Raw genomic sequence first — 24,865 nt, forward strand, 5'->3', positions numbered from 1 at the left:
CTTCATTTTTTGTCAGGTACTGTGCTACATGGAAAAATCAGCTCTATTCCCCGAGGTAATCATAAATCACTTTTGCCATTTCTTCAGTTTGACCATCCTCGGTTCCTATTTTATAGGTCAGCGTTCTCAGATCCGCACTTAAATACCAGTCTCCATTTTTCTTATAAGCTGTCCTGAAGAACCGGGTATGATCGTCATTTCCGTAAAGGTTGATGATGTACTCCAGTAGCAGGCGGTTGTCGTTCAGAGGATAACTGTAATACATGGCGATAAACTCAGAACTGTTGTATTCCTGGTGTAATATCTCTTCCAACCTTTTAACATCAGAAGGCATGAGCTGACGGCCCGGTCTTAATGGTTTTAAGTTCATAGCCGACAAAATTACTCATTTAAAACTACCAGGGACAAACGTTCTCCCCGAAATATTCCTCGCTAAAAAACTTACCTGTAGGTCCATCCTGGTCAATGACCACATACTTAATGATGCGTTGTGCAGCCTCTTCAGCTGTACTTGTACCCTGGTTTCCTGTGAAATCAGTTTGAGTCCATCCGGGACAAACGGCATTCACCTTGAACGACGTGTCCTTAAGCTCAAAAGCAAGATTTACGGTAAACATATTAAGCGCGGATTTGGAAGATTGGTAAACAACATATCGTTTCGGATAGTTCGCGTTATCCAGATCTGAGGCCTGTGAAAGCGATGCCATTGCGGTACTCACATTCACAATCCGGGGTTCCGCTGATTTGCTCAGTAAGTCGATAAATGCTTGTGTAACTCTTACTACGCCGAACACATTGGTATCATAAACCAACTGATATTGATCAGCTGTTGATGCCAATGCAGATTGCTGGAAATCTCCTGAGATCCCTGCATTGTTGATCAGTACATCCAATGTGTCTGTTTTCGTACCGATCAGCTCCCGGGCTGCATCTACCGATGCCTGACTAGTTACATCGAGCTGGATGGCTTCTATATGTTCAATACCATCGGCCTTAAGTTTTTCAACTGCTGACAAGCCCTTTTCAGGATTGCGACAACCTAAATAAACAAAAAAACCTTTTTCTGCGAGTTGTTTTACGATTTGAAAGCCAATTCCTTTATTGGCACCGGTGACTAATGCTGTTTTCATCTGATTTCTCTTTTTGATGAAGCGAAGGTAGTCAAGGTCAGCACCGACTACTGAGGACAAATCGACTTAATTGCGGGACAAATCCTGCAACTCTGCAAGATAACTGCTGACACTTCTACCCGTATTCTTTTTGAAAAGTCGCGAAAAATACCCCGGATCATTAAAGCCAAGGCTATAGGCCAGCTCCTTAACGGAAATTGTGGAATATTGCAGTTTACGCTGAGCTTCCAGCATCAGCCTGTTGGTGATCCATTCTTTAGGGGAAACGCCTGAAAATTCTTTTACCGTGCGATAAAGGCTATTGGAGGTCATTGCAAGGCTTTCCGCGATGTTGTTTACATCATGCTGTTCAGTCATGTTGGTCTCCACCGCAAGTTTAAAGGCAATGTATTTGGAAATCCTGGAATTAGATAGCATTTCCCGTCCTTTATGTTCCTCAAAATAGGCGCTATTGAATTCCGTCATCAGGGTATGCAGGTATGCCAGGATCACCTCGGCCTTTCTTTGTATTTTGGAAAAGTGGAGCAGTTGAAACAACGTCAGCAAGATGATCTTCACCCTTTCCTGTGCCATCGGATCAAATGTGATCGAGTTCGCATTTAATGGATTACCGAGAAAGGGGTAGGATCCTGGCAGCAGTGTCAACGTCTGTTCATCAAACGAAAGTGCATAATGAAGCATGCTTTTATCGTAGGGAAGTTTCGTGATGATCTGGTTAGGTACGCCGAAAGCGAGTTGACCATCCCTGATCGTAAATTCCTCCAGGTCTGTCTTAAAAATTGCCGAACCCACATCTATGTACTGAAAATAATAAAAGGAAAGTCTGTGAGGCTTGACTAAAATCTCCATTACGTCATCTGGTAAAGCAATCTTGCAGTCTTTGTTGAGTGCAATGGATAGTTTATCATGTTGCCTGATTTTCTCCAGTAGTCCTTTTGTCTCCTCCATCTGTCGCGATCAATGTACTCAAATATACCATTACAGTCTACAATTTGAGATCTCTGTTTTGTCATTTTATAGTCGCTGTTATTGACTGCCGATAGCGCAATATTTATAAAAACAGCGCCACGAAGCCTAAGATTACATTTACAGCGGATTTTACCTTGAGTTAGAAATAATAGGATTCCAATTCCGTACTTTGTCCATCCTGACCGTAATGACGTCATGCCTATATTTACCTATAAAAACATTTTGTCATGAGTGATCACAATGAGCTATTACAACAGCATTTAAAAAGTTTCGCAGCATTAACTGACCAGGACATCGCCGAGAGCAAAGCTTTCTGGAAACCCCGAAAGATTGCTAAGGGGGATTTCTTCAACATGCAGAGTATGGTCTGTAATGACCTCGGATTAATCGTCAAAGGCATATTCCGCATTTATTACAGAGACCCCGAGGGTGAAGAAGAGAAAAATCTCTTCTTCTTCTCAGAAAATCAGTTTGTAGTCTCTTTCAGAAGTTTCATCTCCCAGAACCCTTGCTGGTATTTTATTGAAGCGATGGAAGATTCCGAAGTTATTTTCATTTCCTACCAGGACCTCAATAGTCTTTATGAAAGAAACCTGAACTGGGGCAAATTCGGCAGGCTGCTGGCGGAAACATTTTTTGCCTATGCCCAATCCCGGGCTGAGGAGTTCCTGTTTTTGTCCCATGAAAAAAGGTTTTTGAGGCTGCTTGAAGAACACCCGAATATCATAGAGCGCATTCCAGCTTACCACATATCTTCCTTTCTGGGTATCACCAATCCCTCACTCAGCAGGATCAGAAAAAGAGTCAAGGCCAACCAGGCATAATCTATTTTGGCGTACATGACATTGTAGAAATCCTTAGGCGCCTGGTCTGATCAGTGGTATCACCTTGGTGCCGATCAAGTCAATGGACTTTAAGAGCTGTTGGTGACTAAGGCCTGCATTGTCCATCTGAAAGGTAAAGCGGTCTACACCACCAAGGGCTTCGCTATGTCTCAGCAGTTTCTCAGCTACCTTTTCCGGCCCCCCCACAACGAGTACACCTTTAGGCGCAATCAGATCTTCAAACTGTCTTCTTGTTACCGGCGGCCATCCCCGCTCATGCCCTAACTTTGTCCACAATTCAGCATATCCCGGGTAATAATCGGCTTCTGCAGACTGGTCGTTGTCGCCGACGTAACCCGGTGAATGCAGTCCGACTTTAAGCTCCTCCGGACTGAATCCTGCTTCCTTGCCAGATCTCCTATATAGGTCTATCAAGGGCCTAAAGCGTTCAGTCTCGCCACCTATGATGGCAACCATCAGGGGAAGTCCCAGCATTCCTGCGCGTACAAATGATTCAGGTGTACCTCCTACTCCCAGCCATACAGGTATTTTTTCCTGTAAAGGCCGTGGATATACGGGCTGATTTGTTAATGCAGGTCTGAATTTTCCAGACCAGGTGATGAATTCATCTTCACGCAGGCGCAGCAACAGGTTCAGTTTTTCCTTGAACAACGCATCATATTGGTTCAGGTCAAACCCAAATAAAGGATATGCTTCTATTGCGGAGCCCCGGCCAACCACCATTTCCGCACGCCCTTTGGAAATAATATCCAGCGTTGCGAAACTTTGAAATACGCGGACAGGATCTGAGGTGCTGAGTACAGTCACAGCACTGGTCAACCGGATATTTTTAGTGCGGGCCGCTGCCGCTGCAAGTATCACAGCAGGAACGGAGTCCAGAAATTCTTTCTTATGATGCTCGCCAATGCCAAAAATATCCAGGCCGGCCTCATCCGCAGCGACTATTCTGTCCAACAGTTGCTCCATTGCTGCCTCACTGCTTAAAGCCTTACTTCCGTACATTGCCGAAGCAAAACTATCTATACCTATTTCCATGTTATCTTCTTTTTTAGTTTATGACTTACTATTGTTTACGATTTACTGTTGTTTACAATTTCTTATTATTGTTACCTCCGATGGATTCAGAGATCTTTTCATATAACAAACAAATAACATCTTGATACCAATCAAGATGCCACCTTGCTGGAGAATAATTTATTCTGCGGGTACAGGGGTATTCAACAGTTGTTGTTCCCAGGCAAATGCTACACCTCTTGTACCGCCATGTTCTACGAGGATATTGGCAAATCCGGCAACAGCATTGATCATTGCGGATGGATCGTGGCTGTCCAGGTTTGTGAACTGGAAAGGCTGGTGATCGATTAATACGACAATACTGTCTTCGGGAAGCAATAAGGCCTCAAGACCTGCTTTTCCATTTTTTGACATGATTTGATAGTTAGATGATATAGAACTAAAAAAATAATTGATGAAGCAAAGTTCGACTATCACGCAAAAGTTGAAGATGACCTATGTCGAAAAAAAGCGTAGATAAATGTCGATGACCTTTTTTACCATATGGTAAATTTCTTGTTTACAATAAACGCTATCTTTCACACATGAAAGCTTTTACTGATTATATCCTGCAGTTTGGTAATCTGAATGAACAACAGATCGACTTCATTTTGAGCAAAGCAACGAGGCTTGAACTTCATAAAGACGAATATTTTTCTGAAGCAGGAAAGGTTCCAAAGCAGGTTGGATTTGTTCTTGAGGGCATATTTCGCTTTTGCTATTATAACAATAAAGGCGAAGAAATCACGAACTATTTTATTGAGGATAACAGTTTTGTGACGGATTATCAAAAGTTTGAAATACAGGCAGTGGCATCCGAATATGTACAGGCAGTTACTAACTGTAAGATGCTGGTATTTTCGAAAAAAGACTGGGACGACATCTCAAACACAATAGTCGGCTGGGATAAGATTGAAGTCAAGATGGTCAGAAAATGTTTAATGGAAACGATAGAAAGGAGAAGTCCCCTGGTTTCTGAAGATGCAACCACCCGGTACTTATCGTTCATTGAAAAATTCCCGACGCTGGTTAACCGCATTCCCCTTTCTTATATCGCTTCTTACCTGGGAATTACTCAGCAGTCATTGAGCAGGATAAGGAAAAACATCCGTTAACATCACTTTTTACCAATTGGTAAACGGTTTCCTTTTTTATACCACAACATTTGTATCATTATTTTAATCAACGAAAAAAAGATGAACAAAAAAGTCGTATTAATCACAGGAACAAACAGTGGCTTCGGATGGCTTACTGCCAATAGTGTTGCAGCTTTGGGGCATAAAGTTTATGCTACCATGAGAGATACTGCTGGAAAGAATGCTGATAAGGCAAAAGCGTTGGCCCAGGTAGCGAATGTTACGGTTCTGGATGTGACACTCACCGATGAAACAAGTGTAAAAAACGCTATTGACACCGTTATAGCTACAGAAGGGACAATTGATGTATTGGTGAATAACGCAGGGATTTCAATGTTTGGCGTGGCCGAGAGCGCTACTCCTGCCGATGTCCAACGGATGTTTGACGTCAACGTAATCGCACCATGGAGGTTGATGAAATTGGCATTACCGGCTATGCGCAAACAATCAGAAGGATTAATCATCAATGTTTCAAGTGGATGGGGACGGTTCTCAGCTCCTTTTTCAGCAGTATATGCTGCGTCGAAGTTCGCTTTGGAAGGTTTAAGTGAAGGCTTGCATTATGAATTACGTCCGTTAGGTGTGGATGTAGCCATTATTCAACCGGGGGCTTTTCCTACTGAAATGTCCCAGAAGCTTCAACTGGGCTCTGATCCATCGGTTGTTGAGGATTACAAAGCGATAGCTGAATTTCCAGATAAGATGTTTAGTGCCATTGGTCAAATATTTGAAACTGCGAAACCTAACCCACAGGATGTAGCAGATGCAGTGATCAACCTGATCAATTTACCAAAAGGACAAAGGCCACTGAGAACGGTCGTTGATTCATCCACAGGAGAAATTGTTGAAAGGGCTAATGAGGCAGTAAATGTTGAATATGCAAAAGTTCTTGCCGCATTCGGATTGAAAGACCTGTTGACATAAAGTGAGTTTTTTGCGTTCTTAAAGAGGTCACCCGCCCGCAGGAAAGATTGTTTTTTCTCAAACTGAATGGTAGAAAGGCTGCTTTAAAATCAGCAGCTTTTCATCCCTGAAAAGGAATTCGGAACGTTACCATTAATCGTTCTCGCTATATAAATTTAATAGGTTTTGATAATGAGTCCTAGTTTCCACTCCCATCATCCCCTTAATCACATCTCTTTCATTCGATTTCAATTCTACAATCGCGACCAGGAAATCTGTGTAAATCATGGAAATAAGGGCAATATCTCCATCTGTCAGATACTGCTCAATGATATCCATAAAACACTTAGTATCCGTTTGACTGCCTTTCGATACCCAACCTGCCATTTCCATACAAAGTTCCGACATTATGAAACTATTCTCATTGCCTCCCAAGCTCCAGTCATATCTAGTCCAGGCATTTAACAGTCCAATCTGTGAAAACTCATTTCTGACATGACAATAAAAATCTTCAAAATTCTTTCTGGAATCTGGTCTTGCCAGGTCATCAAAAGGATATGATGTCAACAAACGTTGATGTTCTGCATATTCTTTGTCTTTCCATTTCTGGCTAAGTTTTCCAAGTAACTCTTCCTGTTTGTCAAATCTTACTCTTCTAAAATCCTGTCGTTGAACCCTATGGTGACGCTCATAATTAATTGCCATAGAAAGAGTAACATCCGCGAAAATCCAATAAAGTATTTCATCGATTTCGTTGGTTATCCTTCTTTCAATTTCCTGACAGTCCTCAAAAATAAAATAATGCATAAACCCAAAGCCGTCTACCTGGACATTACGGGGTGCATTCCAAATTTCCCGTCCAAATTCCGGCAGTAGGTTTGACGGGGCATTTATTTTGAACGCTAGTTCTTCAACTTTTTTCTTTAATTTTTCAAGCGAATCGTTTACCATAAAATTGACATCATAACAGAAAAATATCTGTGCCCTAATATAAATATTAGAAACCTAGGCACCGAATAGGGCACATTTTCCTTGAAAGTTATTGATCTGGACAAATTTGGATATTACGGTTCGAATGGTGCCAGCTATTTCGGTCTGTTAGTGCCAGCGATTACGGTTTAAATGATGCCACTTTGGTGGTTTAAATTTTCATCCATTTATCGGTTTTTACGGTTCAAACTGTGCCACTTTAAAAGATCAAGAAAGAATTACCTTTTCGCTATTAAATACAGCGATATGGCCAACAAACTTGATCCGATGGACTTAAAACAAATACTCACATTACATCTGGAGGGTTACAGTAACCGTAAAATAGGTTCTGTTCTCGGTATTTCCCGTAACACTGTCAACACCTATATGCAACTATTTGCTGGTAGCGACTATTCATGTCAGGAGCTTCTGGGGTTTGATACGGTTGCCTTATCCGAACTGTTCTCATCACATACCACCCTGGACACCATTCGCCACAATGAGCTCATGCTTTATTTTGAGGGGGTCAACAAGGCCCGGAACCATCCCGGTTTTACCTTCCTGTATCATTATCAGCAATATGTTGAGCTGGCGGCAGAACCTTACAGTTATACGCAGTTCCTTGAGCATTTTCGCCGCAAGTATCCTAAAGAAAAAGGGTCAATGAAACTTCAGCACTTGGCTGGCGAAGAAATGTTCATAGACTTTGCCGGTAAAAAGCTGCAGATCATCGATAAGCAGACCGGGGAGATTGTTCCCGTGGAAGTATTTGTAGCCATACTTCCCTGCAGCCAGTACACTTATGTTCAGGCATGTATGAGCCAAAAACGCGAAGACATGCTATCATGTTGTGCTGATGCCTTACGTTTCTATGGCGGATCGCCTAAAGCGATTGTATCGGATAACCTTAAGTCCGCAGTTAACAGATCGAGTAAATACGAGGCCGATATCAACCGTAGCTTTAAAGACTTTGCCCGCCATTATAATTGTGTTATCAACCCCACCCGTAGTTACGCTCCCCAGGACAAGGCGCTGGTTGAGAATGCGGTGCATTTGGTCTACCAGCGTATTTATTATCCTCTACGGGAAATGACCTTCTTTTCTCTGGAAGATCTTAACAGGGAAATTGCTGTCTTATTGGAGTGTTACAACACGCTTTTGTTCAAACGAAAAGAATCCAGCCGTATTGAACTCTTCCAAAGTATTGAACGTCAGTATCTAAAAGAGCTACCACCCAGTACCTATGAAATGAAAGACTATAAAAGGGCCAAGGTGCAGAAGATGGGTTACGCATACTTTTCTCCTGACAAATGTTATTACAGTGTTCCTACCGATATATTGGAAAGGAGACCATGATCCACTACACCAAGAGTCGTATTGAGATCTATTATAATCATGAGAGGATTGCCCTGCATCAGCGTAACCTGAATAAAGGTAGCTACATCACTAACACAGATCACTTGAGCAGCACACATAAGTTCTACTCGGATTGGAGCCCTGAGTTCTTCAGGAAAAAAGCGTTGCCACATGGTGAATATGTTTTGGCATGCATAGAAAAAGTACTGGCCTCGCAGGATTACCCGGAAATAAGCTATAAGCGCTCTTTGGGCATTATTCATTTGAACCGTTCCTATGGCTCTGAGCGGCTCAATAATGCCTGCAAAAGAGCTCTGGCAACAGATAGCTGCTCTTACCTGCGCATAAAGAACATCCTGAAAAATAATATGGACAGACTGCCCGCTATTGATGAGCAACCCGATACCATAAAACCACATATACCTTTTCATAACAACATACGCGGTGCTTCCGCTTACCAATAAAGACAATCAAAAATCACAACAATGAATAATCAGACAGTTGAAAAACTACGTAACATGCGCCTTGGGGCGATGGCTCAATTACACCAACAGTATGTAAAGGAAAACAGGTTTGAAGGCATCACATGCGATGAATACCTGGCACTACTGACCGACCATCAGTGGGAAGACCGCGAGAACAACAAAATTGATCGGTTGCTGAAACTGGCAAACTTTAGGCAGAACGCCAGTCTTGCCGATATAAACTATGCCAGTGAAAGAAATCTGGACAAGAACATGTTTGCACGACTTGGCACACTGGACTTTACAATGAGAAAGGAGAACATCATTATATGTGGCGCCTGCGGCACAGGCAAAAGCTATCTCTCACAGGCCCTTGGACATCAGGCATGTCTTACTGGAGTAAAAACACTCTATACAGTAACCGCCAGGCTGATCAAAAAGCTGAAATTGAGCAAAGTTGATGGAACCTACCTCAAGGAACTGGAAAAACTAACTAAAATGGATCTGCTCATACTGGATGACTTTGGACTGCAGGCTTTCGATAACCAGGACCGGGAAACACTGATGGATATTATAGACGACCGGCATGGTAAAAAATCAACTATCATATCCTCACAAATACCAGTCTCGGCATGGTACGAAATTATCGGTGGTGAAGGAACTATTGCAGATGCAATATTGGATCGGATTGTAAACTCCTCACACAGGATTGATCTGAAAGGTGAATCCCTCAGAAAAGGAATATTGAAAAAGGAATAATCCCAGCTTTTTTATATCATTGTATGATCTTTTAAGTGGCACGGTTTGACCGAAATCACTGGCACCATCACGCCGAAATACCCAAAATTTAAGGAAAAACAAAAAACCCCTTAAATCTTAGATTTCAAGGGGTTTCGAAGCTTGTTAGCATTGTGTCGTCCTGTCGGGACAATTTTCGAACCATTTTTTGGAAGATTTAAGAAAATTGACCTCCGAAAATGATGATTATTTGGTTTTTTAAAACTTTATTTTTGAATGAAATATAACGCATTAAAGCTTAAAATAGATACTAATGAATGATTTTTAATTCATAACGAAAGCAGGTTACAGTAATATACTCCAATCTCACTAACAATTTCCTTCATTTAGCCCATTTAAGCATTTGTCAAATTAAATAGCCATACTATAGTTTTACTTTTTAAGCTCCAAAGTAAGGCTATAGTATGACATAATTTCTTAGTTTATGCGTTCGATCTAATTTTAGATGTCAAAAAACTTCAACTGAATACCTTCAGCTGTTTTCCATTCCAAAGGACCACTTGCTGATCTGGCAAGTGTTGCAGCGGCAGCCCGAGATGGTGATGTGAATACATAATCTTTTGTAAGCAGATAAAATGCTCCTTCAGTTTTCAAAGTTCCATCACTTAGCATTTTTTGTCTTTCAAGGTGAATACCCTCAGCTAAAGAAGGTTGTTCTTGAACCATAAATAGTGAATCTTTATAAACAATAAAGCCTTCTGTAGATGGGCTTCCCTTGCTGTCAGCTCCCGCTCCATTTCGACAATAAAAGAGTTGATTTTGTACTTCTTTATCTTCAATAGTTTCATCCAAGGCTTCAAATAACTTGTGTCCCAAAGTGGCGGTAAGGATTTTTATATGTGCCAAAAATTCTTCCAACTCTGCCTGCTCTGCTTCTGATAATTCAGATCTGGTAGGGATATTTTGATCGATAGAATACCTATTAGCTTTCAGGGCCAAGTCATGCAAACGGTTCTCCAAATATTTTATACTCGCTTTATTCAGATATTTGTCTTTACTGCTAAAAAAGATAGCTTCATTCCAAAAATCTTTATCAGAGATTTGTTGAAACAAACGATTAGCAATTACCTCGGCTTCGCCAATGTAGGCGGCATCTTCGTTATTTTCTCCTTTACCTATCAGAATATAAACACCAGGCTTTTGAAATTCTGGACGGTTACTATATTCTTTGATTTTAATGCGAGGTACTTTAATGCCTACCCCCGTCCAGTTACTCAATTCTGCTGTCGTAAGACCATTAGCAGTCCCATCTACTAAAAATAATCGTATGGTTTTTCCAAAAGTGTTCATTTGAATTAGAGATTATATTCTTGCTAAAATAAATTGGCGTACATACTCTGCAATTGCTTCTTTTCTGTATTGTAAAAATAGGCTTTCATCTGCAGGGTCATAATAATTCCATATAGTATCCGGATTATTGTTATCAAGAACAAACTCTTTAATATGGTAGTCCTTTTCTCTTAAGGTTTTAATAGTATTTGCATATTCAGCACCATTCAATTGCTCTGCCATAAATAAAAAGTCTGGCCACCAATCAAGAGAATCAAAAGTTTCTTTCAGTGGCATTGCTCTTTCTGTTCTGGAAGATGGTAAAAAATATGCCACGATTTTTACACCAAAATATTTATCAGCAAAAGGAGTTATAGAGTATCTCCATCCTTGTTTGAAAGTAGATACCGTATGTGGTTTATTATATTCGTTACAAAAATGTTTGAGTGTAGTTGTTTTTCCTGAATTAGGATTCCCTACTATAAGTATAGCTAAGCGATCTTGTCTCATATATCGTTTTATTCATTTTTCTTTATTTTCTTAAAAGCTTCTTTCGCCAACAACTCGGTCAAGGTTTTATTAAAATCTTTCTCTTCCATAAAACGGGCAAAAATATCTTCGTTCTGGTCGATACGCTCAATGAATAATTGTTGTAAAATACTTTTAAACATCAAGATAAACTTATCCTGAGAATTGGATTGAGCTGCCTGAATAATGTCTTCATCCGCAATAGCTGTTTCTATAATCTGATCAAAAAAGTATTGATCTGCCTGATTAAATTCTGTTCCAAACCGATTATTTACCACATCTATGATCCGGGAAAAAGGAACTTCTGGTTCTCTCACTATTCCGGTACCTACATCTGTCGGACCATCCAGTTTATATTCTTTAGCTGTATTAAGACTTATAGAACCTTCACTGATTTTTTGCAATCGATAGTATTCCAATCTTACAGAATCATCAAAATTATAGTTGGGACCTGTATTGCGTTTAGGCAACTTACTTGACAAATGTCTCAGGAAAATAAACAACTTTTCAAGATCCGTATCTTGGTAAGGAATGATCTGGCTTAAGAAAGCGTACAAGTTCTTAAAAGCAGTAATCTTACCCCTCCATAATTCTGCATCTTCTTCTTTTTCTTGTGAAAACTCCCTGAATCTTTCAACAGGATGGTCTAAGATGTGATTCATATCTTCATGATCTTTATGGCTCTGTTTTTCTCTGGATTTGAAATAAATCGCTGTGAAAGCATCTATGTCCTCCGTTGTGAAAACATCAGCTAATAATAATTCTTGTTGAATACGATACAAATTATTTGGATCGGCTTCCTGTCCTAGTGCTGCACCATCATAGTAGGTTTTAAAAGCGGCCTGAATTTCATCCCGATCATTTACAAAATCCAACACAAAAGTATCCTCTTTCAAGGGATGAATACGGTTCAAACGAGATAAGGTCTGGACCGACTGAATGCCTGATAATCTCTTATCTACATACATGGTATGTAATAAAGGCTGGTCGAAACCCGTCTGATATTTTTCGGCAACTAAAAGAATGTGATATTCTGCCGTATCAAATTTTTCAGGTAGATCTTTTTCTTTAATACCATTGTTCATCCCAACCTCCGTATAGGTCAGATCGGGAATTTTATCATCGGCAACTTCGCCTGAAAAAGCAACTAAGGATTTGATTTTATATCCTTTGGTCTTAATGATCTCATCAAAGCTTTGCTTATAACGAACCGCTTCTAAGCGAGATCCTGTTACCACCATAGCTTTAGCTTTACCACCTATTTTATGCCGGGTAGACTGGTAGAAATGTTCTACCATGATTTCTGTTTTCTGTGCAATATTATGCGGATGCAAACGCATAAAACGCCCTAAAGCTTTTGCTGCTTTTTTACGCTCTACTTTTGGATCATCTTCCGAGGCTTTTACCAGTTTATAAAATGTAGCATACGAGGTATAGTTTTGCAATACATCTAGGATAAAGCCTTCCTCAATGGCTTGTCGCATGGTATATTTATGCAATGGTTCTCCATTGCTGGAAAATAATTTGATGGTTTTATGTTTGGGTGTTGCTGTAAAAGCAAAAAAACTGATGTTCTTTTGCTTTCCTCTTTTTGCCATATTTCGATACAAGAGTTCCAAAGTATTTTCTCCATCTTCCTTCGCTCTTTCTTCTGCTTCTCTGGCAAGTTTCTCACCTCCTAATACTTCTTTTAAATCGACAGCTGTTTCACCTGATTGCGAGCTATGTGCTTCATCTACCAAAATAGCGTAATTCCGGGTTTTTAATAAGCCTTTAGAATCTTCGCCACGTTCTTCAGCCAGTTTACGCAATTGCTCGGTGACGAACGGGAATTTTTGTAAAGTGGTAATGACAATAGGTACTGAATTTTCCAGAGCTTCGGCTAATTGCTTGGAGTCTTTATCAATTTTCAGTACCACACCTTTTTTATGTTCAAACTGGTAGATGGTATCCTGTAATTGACGATCCAAAACCACACGATCGGTAATCACCACCACCGAATCGAATAATTTGGTATTATCTGTTTTATGCAAAGAGGACAAGCGATGTGCCACCCAAGCAATAGTATTACTTTTTCCACTGCCTGCTGAATGCTCGATCAAATAATTGGTACCTACTTCATCTGCTAATGATGTTTGTATCATTTGATGAACTGCCTGTAATTGGTGGTAGCGGGGAAAGATCATGGTTTCTTTTTTCACCTTCCTGCCTTCTTCGGTATACCGTTCATCTGTTTGCAGGTGCATGAATTTTCCAAGGATATCCATCAGGCTATCTTTTTGTAAGACTTCTTTCCAGAGATAAGCCGTCTTATAACTCAGTCCCTCCTGATCTATCGGATTGCCTGCACCACCTTGATTACCCTTGTTGAATGGAAGGAAATAGGTAGCATCTTTGGCTAATCGTGTGGTCATTTCTACTACATCGGTATCTACGGCAAAATGAACCAATGTTCTTTTCTTGAACTCGAATATCAATTCACGAGGATCACGATCATGCCTATATTGGTGTTTGGCATGATTGATATTTTGATGGGATAATGGATTTTTAAGCTCCAAAGTGATCAGCGGAATACCGTTCACACTTAATACAACATCTATTGAATTTTGATTACGTGAACTGTAATATAATTGTCGGGTAATGCCAAAGATATTTTTATCATAACGTTCCAATACTTCCGCATTCATAGAATGAGAAGGTTTGAAATAGGCTAATTGTAATTGTGTACCGTAACATTTAAAGCCATGGCGAAGCGTAGAAAGCATACCATTCAACTCTATCCATTTCGTCAAGTCATAGATGATCTGATTGGCGGTATTATCTCCCAGAATAGAATACAGTTTAGTCCATGCTTTAGGTTGGGTAGCCTGGATAAACGCAATCAAGGTATCCGGGAATATCGCTTTTTCTTTATCATAAGCGGAGCTGGCTAATGATAAATATCCATTGACCCAAAGCACTTGCTCTATGCTTTCTTCAAATGCTATTTCTTTGGTTTGGTTATTCCTCATTACTGTTTCTTTTTTGCTTTTGATATAATTTTCCTTTTTTGTTTAACCTTCTCCAAATATTCCAAATGATTATCTAAGGAATGTTTTATTGGTATACAAAATTCAACAAAACTACCTTTATTCTTTTTGCATATATTTTCAATAGCATGAAGCGTCTGTAACGTATTTAGAGGTTTATCATTCTTATAGATAAATTCATTAATCGCATTAGCTCTCTCATGTTTTAAAATGTCATGATTTAAGCTTAACACTTCAATTGTTTTTTTGCCTTTAAGAGTTACCTCTTCGACAGAACCATCTTTATTGTATTTAAAATGAATTTCGCAATCTTCTCTTAAAGGACTTATGAAATCAGCTCCTTCATTTTCCCACCAAGCATCTTTTTTAATGGCTCCAAAATACTTTTCATTAGGGATTCCTTTTAGTCCTTTTTTGGGAAAACAGGCTACCATATTGCCATAATCCAAATCCGATACTGTAACTATTTCTTCTTCCATTTGCTTCCTGCACAATTCTTCTGGCTTTAAATGTTCAATATGACTTGATTCTAAGGCGATACGCTTCAATGTATATGCACAGATATAACCTTGCTCTTTTAGTAAAGCTTCCTTAATAGGAGTTCTTTGTGCACTTCCTAAACTTTCATCATAGCGTAACTTTACTCCCCCCTTCTCATTCTCTTGTTTAAATTGAATAAAGCTTGCTGGTTCATGCCCTTTAATTATCCTCTTCATCGTCAAACATTTCAAAGTGAGACATTCGGGCTTCAAACATTATCCATTCGTCAAGGTTAAGATTTTCTTGATTTTTGTATTGATTGATTAGGGCTCTGGCTTTTTCAAATTCTACTTCATCTATTAATTTTTGAACTGCTGTAATCGCTTCTTCCGATTCCTTTAACCGATCACTGTCTTCCATGATAAATTTTAAAATCCAGTTAATATCCAATCCGAAACTCTTTACGGTTTGATCAATTTCAAAGTTTTTGATGATTTGAATATTTTCAGGAAGTACTGAAGATATAATCTGAGGCGAATGCGTTGTAGCAATAAATTGGCAATTAGGAAAAGTTCGTTGTAAATCGCTTACAATGGTGCGTTGCCATTTGGGATGCAGGTGCAAATCGAGTTCATCAATTAAAATGACAGCTTCTCCTTCTAAAGGATTATCACTATGCATATAAGCAATGATTAACCTCCTTGCAATATCAAATACCAATGCTAATACGCCCCTCTCACCATCAGAAAGCTGGTTGAAATTTAGAACCTTTTTGGATTTGGTAATACAAAAGATCAGTTCTTTTGAAATTTCATCTTCTACTAAATCCAAGTCAGAAAAACCGGGTAAAAATGTATAAATGGTTTGTTCGATCAGTTTTATAACATTTATTTGTTCTGGCGTAAAATTGGCTAATTCTTTACGAACTTTAAACCATTCTGCAAACATCTTTACATTGAAAGCCCTAGTTTCAGACAAAGCATGTACATACGCAGCTGAATGAGGAATTTTCGGGTTGCCAGATTTTTGACTTTGATTGACTAATAATGATCTTCTTGTTGAAAAAAATAAGCCTAACTCCGGGGTATTCTGTGTTCTTTTTATTTCAGGTTTAAAACTAATAATATCCTCTAATGTGATGCCTTCTTCTCTAAAAGGAATTTTAGTTTCTGATTTTTCTTCTTTCGCTTCTTCGATTCCGCTTTTTTCAGCTTCTAGCTTTTGTTTAGCCTTCTCACTTTCTTTTGCTTCTTGCTCTCGTCTTATTGCTTTGTTTTGAGATGTAATAATTTCTACTTCCTTAATATAAGAACTCTTTGCCGATTTAGAATAAATAAAATCATAATTATGCTCATCAATCGTAAATGATGTATTTACATGTAACTGATCTGTATTGATGTTGATGTCAGATTTCTTAAAAGATTCACTTGCGATAATGGGTGATTTTATTTCTTTAAGAATATGGGTCATAGATATTCTTAAGGCTTCCAAAACAGTAGTTTTACCAACACCATTAATTCCCACAATGAGATTAAAACCGGGTTGAAATTCCAGCTTTGCATGTGTAAAACCACGCACATTGGTCAGCTCTAATGTATTAATTCTCATGACAAGATTGCATTTAGTTCACCATTAACCGCGGCTGATATAACGGCGGTTCGTTTTTCTTTTAATAAGTCTATTGAATCTCTTATTTTTTTTACAGCTAAACCATTTTTTTTATCTAGTTCTAGTAAATAATTTGAGATTGAACGTTGCTCATTTATAGGAGGGAATACTATAAATAAATTTTTAATTACATCAACTGATAATCCTGGTTGTGCAGCTGCTAATGAATATTGATTTAGATTCATCAATTCTAGCTGCTTTCCCAGCCAATAATAATCAAACAGAGCGATTGGATTACATACTATAGCATGTTCTGTCGCCCAAAATTTTTCATTAGCAAAATTAATATTGCCACATAATGCTCCCTGACGTCCGATTAAAATAAGATCTCCTTCGTGATTATAATTGTCAAAATAGCCACGCGCTCCATTCCCTCCAAAAACTTTAAAATCACCTTCTTCTTTAATATTTTCAGCAGGTAAAAAATCTCCACTTTTTAAATTTGAAACATATTTCAATTTCACTAGTTCCCAATGTTTCGGAATATATCCTAACCACTGAATTCCAGAATCTTTCATAGAAACATTCGGATCTAAGCCCTTAGTTACCGTTTGGTTGATCACTGCTTTTTTCTTTTCTTCGAGAATAGTGACTAGCTGGGTTTTCTTCTCAATTAAGGCATCTATTTTCGCTACTTCATTATCAAGATAGTCAACTATTTTGTTTTGTTGTGAAAGTGATGGTAAGGGAGCTTTGTAGCTCTTCATTTCATCAGCATTCAACTCTAAAAAAGTTGAACCTCTACCTAAATTATTCAGCTTGTCCTTCTGAATTAAAAAGTAATAATAGTAGTATTTAACATTAATATCAGAATTTTTTTGTTCAAGAATAAAGCAGCCTTGATTACAGCTTGAAGGTAATGTAGTAATAGCTAAATTTCCAATAGGGGCTCGTTTTGTAATGATTATTGAATTTGCCACTCCAAATTTTAAATTCGCATTCTCTACTCCTTCATCCGTGATTTTTCTATTGGATTCATCTACATATATTTTATTACCAATTTTCCCTAAATCATCTGGGGTAAACCAATTATGATCGCCATCCCAGAAAAATGCCTGACCAGATTCCGGAGTAGATCCACTGAAAATATTGAATATATATTTAACTGATATTTGATTCATTACTATGTTAATTATTCAATAATTCTAAAATTTCCTTTTCAATCTCACTCAATTCTTTATTGATGACTTTTAAAGAACGATTCTCCGCATTTTTAAAGAAATAACGGTTAAAATTGATTTCGTAACCTACTTTGTCTTTAGAGCGATCCGTCCATGCATCAGGTGCAAAGGGTAAAACTTCGTTTTTGAAATAGGTGTCAATATCTATCTTCAATGGCACATTTTCGAATTCCCTTAAATCTGCATCCGCTTCAAAGTCATTTTTTCCTTTTTGTACTTTGGCTGCTTCGGGATCTTTATCAGTAAATACGTTGCGGAAAATTACCAATTCTCTAGCCGACCATTTCTGTTCACTTATCTTTTTGATGTCTTTCAATACCTTGTTCCAATCCATCAGGATTTCCTGACCTAATTTTTTGTCAATTGTCTGTACATCGTCTAGCAAATGTGGGCAAGCATCTAAAAATGCTAGTTTTCTTTCTGCCGTCATTTGGTATTTCAAACGTAAAGGACGTTCTACCGTTACCCGTGTAAAACCAAAATCTTCATTATCGAATAGCTTAGCATTTGTCGTATTGTCAAACTGACCGTATTCGGTAATAATCTCGGCTATTTGATTCGGCTCCATCACATGAATAATTCCATCATCTACCTCACCTTCACCTATTTTTCGGCGTTTGCTTCCCTGGCTTTTTCGCATTTGGATATAAAATTCCCGGGCATCAAACAATTGAATTTTACCTTTTCGATTCTTAGATTTTCTGTTGGTCAAAACCCAGATATAGGTATTGATACCTGTGTTATAAAACATCTGTTCCGGCAAGGCAATAATACCTTCCAGCCAGTCATTTTCTATAATCCATTTTCGAATATCACTTTCACCTGAACCGGCTCCCCCCGAGAACATAGGTGAACCACTGAATACAATGGCTAAACGGGAACCGAATTTTTTATTTTTGGGTTCATAAGGCTCAAACTTGCTGATCATGTGCTGCAAAAACAATAAAGCACCATCGTTCACACGAGGTAAACCTGCTTCAAAACGACCTGTTTTATCACGATCTATCTGTGGTTTTTGCTTTTTCCAATCCACACCAAAAGGTGGGTTGGCAATCAGATAATCAAAAGTATCATCTTCGAATTGATCTTCAGTTAAAGTATCTCCAAATTTTATCTCACCTTCTGCTTGTTCATATTTTCCAACTTTATCTGAACTACGGCCCTTTATTAATAAATCTGACGCAGCAGTAGCATAAGCTCTCTTATTGTACTCTTGTCCATATGTCAACAATATAATGTCAGAGTTATTTTGCTTCAGATAATTTTTAGCTTCAGATAACATCCCACCTGTACCACAGGTGGGATCTAAGATTTTTCTCAAGTGATACTTATCTCTCAAAAATTTATCATCATCCACAAACAATAGATTGACCATCAACTTGATAATCTCACGAGGCGTAAAGTGATCCCCGGCCGTTTCATTGGCTAATTCGTTGAATCGACGAATCAGGTTTTCGAATATCAACCCCATGTCCCGGTTAGAAACTAAGCTGGGATGCAAGTTGACCTTTGCAAACTCAGAAACGATTAGATATAAAATATTGGCATCGTTCATTGCAAAGATCTCTTTCTCAAAGTCGAAGTATTCAAAGATTCGTCGCACATTAGGTGAAAACCCATTGATGTAGCTCACCAGATCCTGAGCAATACTATCAGGTGCTCCCTTCAATTTTTCAAATGTAAAAGGAGAGGTATTATAAAATTTTTGACCTGTAATTTTTTCTAACTTGGAACTTAAAATAGAAGGAGGTATTTCTCCTTTATACCTCACCTTTAAGCTCTCAAATTCTTGCAAAACGTCCGATTTCGAATTTTCCAGTACTGAATCAAAACGACGCAAAACCGTCATAGGTAGCATCACTCGTTCGTATTGTGGAGGACGGTAAGGTCCACGTAATAAGTCTGCTATATCCCAAATGAATTTGATATGTTGTTGATGTGTCGTCATTTTTATTATTTATCGATTCTCGTCTTAATTTTCTACTTCAATTTGTATGTTAGGCAAATCTCCCATTAACTTTTGCTTGTTGGGTTTAATAATTCCCGTACATCAATTTTCAATAATTGGGCAATCTCTGCCAAAGTTTCCACTGATGGCTGTACTTCATTAGTACACCAACGGGAAACAGTACTGGCACTTTTGCCCAGCTCTTTAGCCAACCATTTACTGGTTCTAGATTGTTCTGTTAGTACAATTTTCAGTCGATTGATTTTCATACGATGCTATTTAATACGCATATTGTGCGAATTTAATGTTATTAATTATACAAACAAAGTATCAAAAGGAATTCCAAACCAGTTCACCTTTGCAATACCACCTAATTCCAACTCCTTTCGCAATCAAGGACTTAATTGCTACTATATTAACGCAAAGTTTTATCACTATGAAAACAGCAATTATTTACATCAGAGTCAGCACAGACGAACAAGCACAAAAAGGGTACTCTCAACGTAGCCAAGAAGAAAAATTAAATAAATATTGTAAAGACAATCAAATTGAAATTGTCCAGACCGTATTTGAAGACCATTCAGCAAAAAACTTCGAACGGCCGGCATGGACTACCATGATGAAACAATTGAACATGAATAAAGCTGCAAGGCCACGACTTATCCTATTTACTCGTTGGGATCGATTTAGCAGGAATACAGCAAATGCTTATTACATGATCACGCAACTACAAAAACTCGGTATTGAACCTCAGGCTACAGATCAACCTTTGGATATGTCGGTACCTGAAAACAAAGTATTACTGGCGATGTACATTGTCACAGCAGAAGTAGAGAATGACCGAAGATCTTTAAATATTAAGCAAGGTATACACAAAGCCAAGAAGGAAGGACGATATATGGGGCGAGCACCTATAGGTTATCTCAATATATCGTTGCCAGACGGAACAAAACAATCATTCCCCGTGAGCCAGAGGCAACATTAATCAAAAAAATATTTGAAGGATTCGATGAAAGTGTGTCCGTTCGCTCTTACTATAAAACAGTTCTCAATACAGGGTTAAAATGTAGTCTAAATGCTTTCTTCAATATACTTCAAAATCCAGTCTACTGTGGTAAAATAAGAGTCCCATCTTTAGATGGAAAAAATATAGTAGAGGTTTACGGAATCCATAATTCTTTAATTTCGATAGAACTTTTTGATGAAGTACAATCAAGAATTAAACGACGCGACAAAAAATACATTAAACAAAACACCAATAGTGAACTTATGTTTAGAGGAATACTCAGTTGTTCTCTTTGTTCAAAAAAAATGTCTGGAAGTGGTTCAAAAGGAAGGTCTAAAAAGTACTTTTATTATCATTGTTCTTCTTCTTGTGGTTATCGAGTACGGGCAGATCAAGTAAATGAAAACTTATTATCAGGGATTGGTTTGCTAAAACCCAATGTGGAATATACTCCAATTTTCGAAGATCTTATCAGAAAGATTTACGGCAATTTGTACGAACAAAAATCTATTGATAAAACCAATATCAATAGATCATTACATATGATGATAGAACGAGTTGCTAATGCAAGGGAGCTTTTAGTAAAAGGTATTATTGACGAAGAAGACTATCTTTCAATAAAATCAGACTGTGAGAATAGAATTGACATCTTAGGCACGCAACTCAATGATGTTTATAAACTTGATGTACAGCAGAAGCAGAGTTTAAAAAAGCCTACAAAATGTTTCTTAAAGCCCGCTCTTATTTTTCGTGGTACAGATAATTCTATAGAATTAAAAGTTGCTTCGTTGTTCTTGAATAAAGATTTTGTATATAACGATCCCGACTTTATAAGTCAATTGAAAGATGAGGTTAGGATCGTCTATGGATCTCAGTACTCAAATGCGAAAGAGAATTTTGAAGAAGCAGACATTCTCAAAAATATTAGCAAAGAACAACAAGAGTTAATCTCGAATGTTATAAAAATTGAATTGAACAAAGGGAATAAAATATCAACTCAAAATGCCACCAAAGTTCTATCCTTCCTGTTAAAACTTGCAGAAATTTGTATTTCTATCAAAATCAAGATCGGTTGAAAAAATGAAAATATTTAAAAACGTGAACGTGGTTCGAATCCTGTCAACATATTTCAATATTCTCAACTTTTAATTCAAAAACAGTTAAAACATACTTTTGCAACTAAAGAAAATCTCAACACGAACCCTTCCTATGGTTGGAAAAAGCCACTTAAACAAAAAATGGCACCACTTGTCTTTAAGTGGCGCCATTTGGCTTTTTAGTCGGGGTGGCAGGATTCGAACCTACGACCTCCACATCCCAAATGTGGCGCGATACCGGGCTACGCTACACCCCGATCTTTGGTATCACCTTTTTTCCTTCTTCCGAAGGGTGTGCAAAGTAACAATTTAAAAATGACAAATCCTATTGGATAAAATCAATTTTTAAAGCGGAGAGGGCGGGATTCGAACCCGCGGTACCGTTGCCAGTACGACAGTTTAGCAAACTGTTCCTTTCGGCCACTCAGGCACCTCTCCTTTTCAAAAAACGCTCCCCGTTTTCGGGAATGCAAATATAGTGATTAGTTCATATTTGCAAAATAAAATTACACATTTTGGAGGTAATCTATGCGCACATGATAGATGCTCATAAGCATAGTCTTGAATATCAGTTTGATAGTTTCTAAATCTTTTAACGTAATATCACAGTTGTCAAGCTGATTTTGTTCAAGTTTGTAATTAATGATGCGTTCGACCAGGTCATTGATGCCCTGGGCATCTGGATTTTTAAGGCTTCTTGAGGCCGCTTCCACCGAATCCGCAAGCATTAAAACACCTGTTTCCTTCGAAAAAGGGATGGGTCCGGGATATCTGAAAATATTTTCATCCACAAATTTCTCCGGGGAGTTTTTCAAAAACGATTGATAAAAATAATCTACCCTCGTATTCCCATGGTGTGTTCTGATGAAATCAATGACAGTCTCCGGTAACTGATGCCTGCGCGTAATTTCAATACCCTTGTGAACGTGTTTAATAATGATCTGTGCACTTTGTTCGTAAGGCAACTTATCATGCGGACTGACGCCGGTATTCTGGTTCTCGATGAAATACTGTGGGTTCTCAATTTTCCCAATATCATGATACAGCGCACCCGCCCGCACCAGCAGGGAATTCCCTCCTATCTTGAATATCGCTGCTTCTGCGAGGTTCGCCACCTGCAACGAATGCTGGAATGTCCCTGGCGCTTTATAAGCCAACTCACGCAGCAATTTGTTATTGGTGTTCGTCAGCTCTATCAAAGCAATATCTGAGGTAATGCCGAACATCCGCTCGAAAGCGTAGATCAATGGATAGGCCAACAGCGAAAGCAACACACTAATGATAAACGGAGAGAAATTGGCCCATTCAATTTCTGTGAAAGACCCTTCCCTAAGCAGACCTATTCCGACAAAAGATATGAAGTACGCTGTGAGGATAAACAATGCTGACAACAACAGCTGTTCTCTTTTGATCAGGTTCCTGATGCTGTAGATGGCCACCATACCGGCAGTGATCTGGTAGAATACAAATTCAAAGCTATTGGGCACAAAAAAACCGGCAATCAGCACCACCAGTAAATGCAGGTATAAAGCAAGCCTGGTATCAAATAAAATACGAATAATGATGGGAACGATACAAAAAGGAATGTAATAAATGCTATTCAGGTTCAGTTTAATGGCCCAGGTTAAACATAGCAGCATGGTAGTAATGACCAGCAAGAGCAGCGACAGCTGCCTGTTATCAGCGAAGATGTCTTTCCTGAACAACTTCAGGAATACCATCTGAAGTGCCACGATAAACCCTACAAGGAGAATTTGCCCCAGATAGACCAGCTTGCTGTCTCCTATTGTTTTTGTTTGTGCCTCATAAGCCTCCTTGAACGACTGCAGCTTCTGATAAACCTCATCATCGATCACATTATCTTTGGCAATGATCAGCTCTCCTTTCTGCACCATACCCCTCGTGGTCGAGAGACTGTTTACGGTATTGTTCTGCACCACGGTAGTCAGCTTGTCATCAAAAATGATATTGGGCTGCAGATGGTCTTCCACCAATTCCAGGATCATGTCCTTCATCTTGAGATTGACAGAATTATATGTTCTTGAATAATATTCAAGTGCGGTATTTACGGTAAAGACGTCCTGGGTGCTCAATTTCCTGCCAATATTATTGTCCATTAGTGTGAAATCATAGTACTTGTTGCCCTGCTGATGTTTGGCATCAGAGGCAATGATCCCGCGGGTATAAATTGCATCCAACAGCTTTAGTGAAGAAGTTTTGTAACCTACCCGGTCATTTTCAGGAAAAGCATTGGTTTTCCATTTGACATCAAACTCATTCTGATAAGCTTCATCCACGGCATTGATGAGCTCCCGGTTCATCCTGTAAATTGGCAATACATTATCAAGTGCATCTTTTTTATCGGTGATCACCTGGGGTGCAGTTTTCAATATGGCGAAACTGAAAGGAGAAATTAAGTCTTTGTTTTTCCAGACCTCTCCTTTTTCAAATTCGTACCTAAAGCGTGGTTGTTTTGGTAGAAAGGCGGTGACGATCACTACACAAAGCACCATCATCACATATTTGATATTGGACGAGTACTTGCGATAAAGCACCCTGTGGGAATTCTTTTTGATTTTAGCCAAAATGATGAGTTCTTGATTTTATTCAAAAATAATACATTTTTTCTGGTAATTGTTTTAATTGCAACCGAACAGCGGTAAAACGGAGGAGTCAATTGAAAAGTGATGACGTATACCAGGGCAAATTCATGTAATTATATCAGCAGAATAATGTAAATTCTAAACCAAAATCCAGTAACTACACTCGAAAATTATATAGCCAATCTAGTGTACGGCTGAACCTGACGATCCCTAGACACGGGCTATACCAAGCCTATATCAAATCCACCCCATATCCACGTCTAGTCCACGTTTTTCTGGTAAAACGTAGACTTGAGATGCTTGCGATCTGGCTTCGTAATGGATTTGATATAGGCCTGCTAAGGAACTGGTACCTACCGTTACCAGGCGCAGATCCAACGGCAGCCAACCCGGGTCTAACGGTGACTAATCATGTAAGCAAAAGTGCTCCCCC

At 38.7% G+C, this 24,865-nt stretch carries 23 protein-coding genes, 2 tRNA genes and 1 pseudogene; 9 read left to right on the forward strand and 17 right to left on the reverse strand.

The annotated features are described in order from the left end of the window. Window positions 1-43: 43 nt before the first annotated feature. The 3 genes from PBAL39_RS21530 to PBAL39_RS21540 all read right to left on the reverse strand — a co-directional run bounded on the left by PBAL39_RS21530 (window position 44) and on the right by PBAL39_RS21540 (window position 2,078). Window positions 44-370: a hypothetical protein gene (locus PBAL39_RS21530; RefSeq protein WP_008245617.1), complete on the reverse strand. Its 327-nt coding sequence runs from the start codon at window positions 368-370 to the stop codon at window positions 44-46. A gap of 25 nt (window positions 371-395) precedes the next feature. Then, window positions 396-1,130 (reverse strand): SDR family oxidoreductase, encoded by a 735-nt coding sequence (locus tag PBAL39_RS21535; protein ID WP_039867415.1) that lies wholly within the window; start codon window positions 1,128-1,130, stop codon window positions 396-398. Window positions 1,131-1,196: 66 nt separating this feature from the next. After that, window positions 1,197-2,078 carry an AraC family transcriptional regulator gene (locus tag PBAL39_RS21540; protein WP_008245619.1) on the reverse strand — a complete coding sequence of 294 codons (882 nt, stop codon included), beginning with the start codon at window positions 2,076-2,078 and terminating at the stop codon, window positions 1,197-1,199. Window positions 2,079-2,326: 248 nt separating this feature from the next. On the opposite strand from PBAL39_RS21540, the gene PBAL39_RS21545 reads away from it, so the two are divergent. Further along, window positions 2,327-2,923 carry a Crp/Fnr family transcriptional regulator gene (locus PBAL39_RS21545; RefSeq protein WP_008245620.1) on the forward strand — a complete coding sequence of 199 codons (597 nt, stop codon included), beginning with the start codon at window positions 2,327-2,329 and terminating at the stop codon, window positions 2,921-2,923. A gap of 33 nt (window positions 2,924-2,956) precedes the next feature. Here the strand turns inward: PBAL39_RS21545 and PBAL39_RS21550 are convergent, their stop codons facing one another. Together PBAL39_RS21550 and PBAL39_RS25640 are read right to left on the reverse strand one after the other, a co-directional pair. Continuing rightward, window positions 2,957-3,979 carry an LLM class flavin-dependent oxidoreductase gene (locus PBAL39_RS21550; protein WP_039867397.1) on the reverse strand — a complete coding sequence of 341 codons (1,023 nt, stop codon included), beginning with the start codon at window positions 3,977-3,979 and terminating at the stop codon, window positions 2,957-2,959. Between the two features lie 159 nt (window positions 3,980-4,138). Next, a complete protein-coding gene (locus PBAL39_RS25640) occupies window positions 4,139-4,372 on the reverse strand; it encodes a hypothetical protein (protein ID WP_008245622.1) in 234 nt (77 codons plus the stop codon). A gap of 170 nt (window positions 4,373-4,542) precedes the next feature. Between PBAL39_RS25640 and PBAL39_RS21560 the strand changes: the two genes are divergently transcribed. Next, a complete protein-coding gene (locus PBAL39_RS21560) occupies window positions 4,543-5,112 on the forward strand; it encodes a Crp/Fnr family transcriptional regulator (protein WP_008245623.1) in 570 nt (189 codons plus the stop codon). A gap of 81 nt (window positions 5,113-5,193) precedes the next feature. Continuing rightward, the gene (locus PBAL39_RS21565; protein ID WP_008245624.1) at window positions 5,194-6,057 is read left to right on the forward strand and encodes an SDR family oxidoreductase; all 864 of its coding nucleotides are present in this window, start codon (window positions 5,194-5,196) and stop codon (window positions 6,055-6,057) included. 132 nt (window positions 6,058-6,189) lie between these two features. Here the strand turns inward: PBAL39_RS21565 and PBAL39_RS24875 are convergent, their stop codons facing one another. Beyond that, window positions 6,190-6,987, reverse strand: coding sequence for an Imm63 family immunity protein (locus PBAL39_RS24875; protein ID WP_008245625.1), 798 nt, complete (start codon window positions 6,985-6,987; stop codon window positions 6,190-6,192). A 285-nt stretch (window positions 6,988-7,272) separates the two neighbouring features. Between PBAL39_RS24875 and istA the strand changes: the two genes are divergently transcribed. Genes istA through istB form a run of 3 tightly spaced genes read left to right on the forward strand, consistent with a single transcriptional unit; the run spans window position 7,273 to window position 9,584 of the window. Then, window positions 7,273-8,361 carry an IS21 family transposase gene (gene istA / locus PBAL39_RS21575; protein WP_008245626.1) on the forward strand — a complete coding sequence of 363 codons (1,089 nt, stop codon included), beginning with the start codon at window positions 7,273-7,275 and terminating at the stop codon, window positions 8,359-8,361. Continuing rightward, complete coding sequence (locus tag PBAL39_RS25760) at window positions 8,316-8,825, forward strand: transposase (RefSeq protein ID WP_232282994.1); 510 nt, start codon at window positions 8,316-8,318, stop codon at window positions 8,823-8,825. Before istA ends, PBAL39_RS25760 begins: the two co-directional genes overlap by 46 nt. A gap of 21 nt (window positions 8,826-8,846) precedes the next feature. Then, on the forward strand, window positions 8,847-9,584 hold the full coding sequence (gene istB / locus PBAL39_RS21580) for an IS21-like element helper ATPase IstB (RefSeq protein WP_008245629.1): 738 nt from the start codon (window positions 8,847-8,849) through the stop codon (window positions 9,582-9,584). A gap of 480 nt (window positions 9,585-10,064) precedes the next feature. Here the strand turns inward: istB and PBAL39_RS21585 are convergent, their stop codons facing one another. The 8 genes from PBAL39_RS21585 to PBAL39_RS25115 form a co-directional block, all read right to left on the reverse strand. After that, the gene (locus tag PBAL39_RS21585) at window positions 10,065-10,913 is read right to left on the reverse strand and encodes a GIY-YIG nuclease family protein (protein ID WP_008245632.1); all 849 of its coding nucleotides are present in this window, start codon (window positions 10,911-10,913) and stop codon (window positions 10,065-10,067) included. 12 nt (window positions 10,914-10,925) lie between these two features. Beyond that, window positions 10,926-11,402, reverse strand: a complete 477-nt coding sequence (locus PBAL39_RS21590; RefSeq protein WP_008245634.1) for an ATP-binding protein — start codon at window positions 11,400-11,402, stop codon at window positions 10,926-10,928. An 8-nt stretch (window positions 11,403-11,410) separates the two neighbouring features. Beyond that, window positions 11,411-14,431: a type I restriction endonuclease subunit R gene (locus PBAL39_RS21595; protein ID WP_008245636.1), complete on the reverse strand. Its 3,021-nt coding sequence runs from the start codon at window positions 14,429-14,431 to the stop codon at window positions 11,411-11,413. Then, window positions 14,431-15,165 (reverse strand): retron system putative HNH endonuclease, encoded by a 735-nt coding sequence (locus PBAL39_RS21600; protein WP_008245638.1) that lies wholly within the window; start codon window positions 15,163-15,165, stop codon window positions 14,431-14,433. The genes PBAL39_RS21595 and PBAL39_RS21600 overlap by 1 nt, the downstream gene beginning before the upstream one ends. Beyond that, window positions 15,149-16,537: an AAA family ATPase gene (locus tag PBAL39_RS24880; RefSeq protein ID WP_008245640.1), complete on the reverse strand. Its 1,389-nt coding sequence runs from the start codon at window positions 16,535-16,537 to the stop codon at window positions 15,149-15,151. Before PBAL39_RS24880 ends, PBAL39_RS21600 begins: the two co-directional genes overlap by 17 nt. Next, a complete protein-coding gene (locus PBAL39_RS21610; RefSeq protein WP_008245642.1) occupies window positions 16,534-17,718 on the reverse strand; it encodes a restriction endonuclease subunit S in 1,185 nt (394 codons plus the stop codon). The genes PBAL39_RS24880 and PBAL39_RS21610 overlap by 4 nt, the downstream gene beginning before the upstream one ends. A 7-nt stretch (window positions 17,719-17,725) precedes the next feature. Further along, window positions 17,726-19,726 (reverse strand): class I SAM-dependent DNA methyltransferase, encoded by a 2,001-nt coding sequence (locus PBAL39_RS21615; protein WP_083801803.1) that lies wholly within the window; start codon window positions 19,724-19,726, stop codon window positions 17,726-17,728. A gap of 65 nt (window positions 19,727-19,791) precedes the next feature. Continuing rightward, a complete protein-coding gene (locus PBAL39_RS25115; RefSeq protein WP_008245646.1) occupies window positions 19,792-19,995 on the reverse strand; it encodes a helix-turn-helix transcriptional regulator in 204 nt (67 codons plus the stop codon). Window positions 19,996-20,162: 167 nt separating this feature from the next. Here PBAL39_RS25115 and PBAL39_RS24885 point away from each other — a divergent pair, with 167 nt between their 5' ends. From PBAL39_RS24885 to PBAL39_RS25120, 3 genes and pseudogenes are all read left to right on the forward strand, one after another. Continuing rightward, window positions 20,163-20,711, forward strand: coding sequence for a recombinase family protein (locus PBAL39_RS24885; protein WP_157274166.1), 549 nt, complete (start codon window positions 20,163-20,165; stop codon window positions 20,709-20,711). 32 nt (window positions 20,712-20,743) lie between these two features. After that, window positions 20,744-20,896, forward strand: a pseudogene (locus tag PBAL39_RS25950) (hypothetical protein); the annotation flags it as partial. A 99-nt stretch (window positions 20,897-20,995) separates the two neighbouring features. Then, a complete protein-coding gene (locus PBAL39_RS25120; RefSeq protein ID WP_232282995.1) occupies window positions 20,996-21,808 on the forward strand; it encodes a zinc ribbon domain-containing protein in 813 nt (270 codons plus the stop codon). Window positions 21,809-22,012: 204 nt separating this feature from the next. Here the strand turns inward: PBAL39_RS25120 and PBAL39_RS21625 are convergent. The 3 genes from PBAL39_RS21625 to PBAL39_RS21635 all read right to left on the reverse strand — a co-directional run bounded on the left by PBAL39_RS21625 (window position 22,013) and on the right by PBAL39_RS21635 (window position 24,414). Further along, window positions 22,013-22,086 (reverse strand) — tRNA-Pro (locus tag PBAL39_RS21625). A 94-nt stretch (window positions 22,087-22,180) separates the two neighbouring features. Beyond that, a tRNA-Ser gene (locus PBAL39_RS21630) sits at window positions 22,181-22,267 on the reverse strand. A gap of 68 nt (window positions 22,268-22,335) precedes the next feature. Further along, complete coding sequence (locus PBAL39_RS21635) at window positions 22,336-24,414, reverse strand: HD family phosphohydrolase (protein ID WP_008245656.1); 2,079 nt, start codon at window positions 24,412-24,414, stop codon at window positions 22,336-22,338. Window positions 24,415-24,865: the final 451 nt, after the last annotated feature.

Origin of the sequence: Pedobacter sp. BAL39, assembly GCF_000170795.1 — a bacterium.
Lineage (GTDB): Bacteria > Bacteroidota > Bacteroidia > Sphingobacteriales > Sphingobacteriaceae > Pedobacter.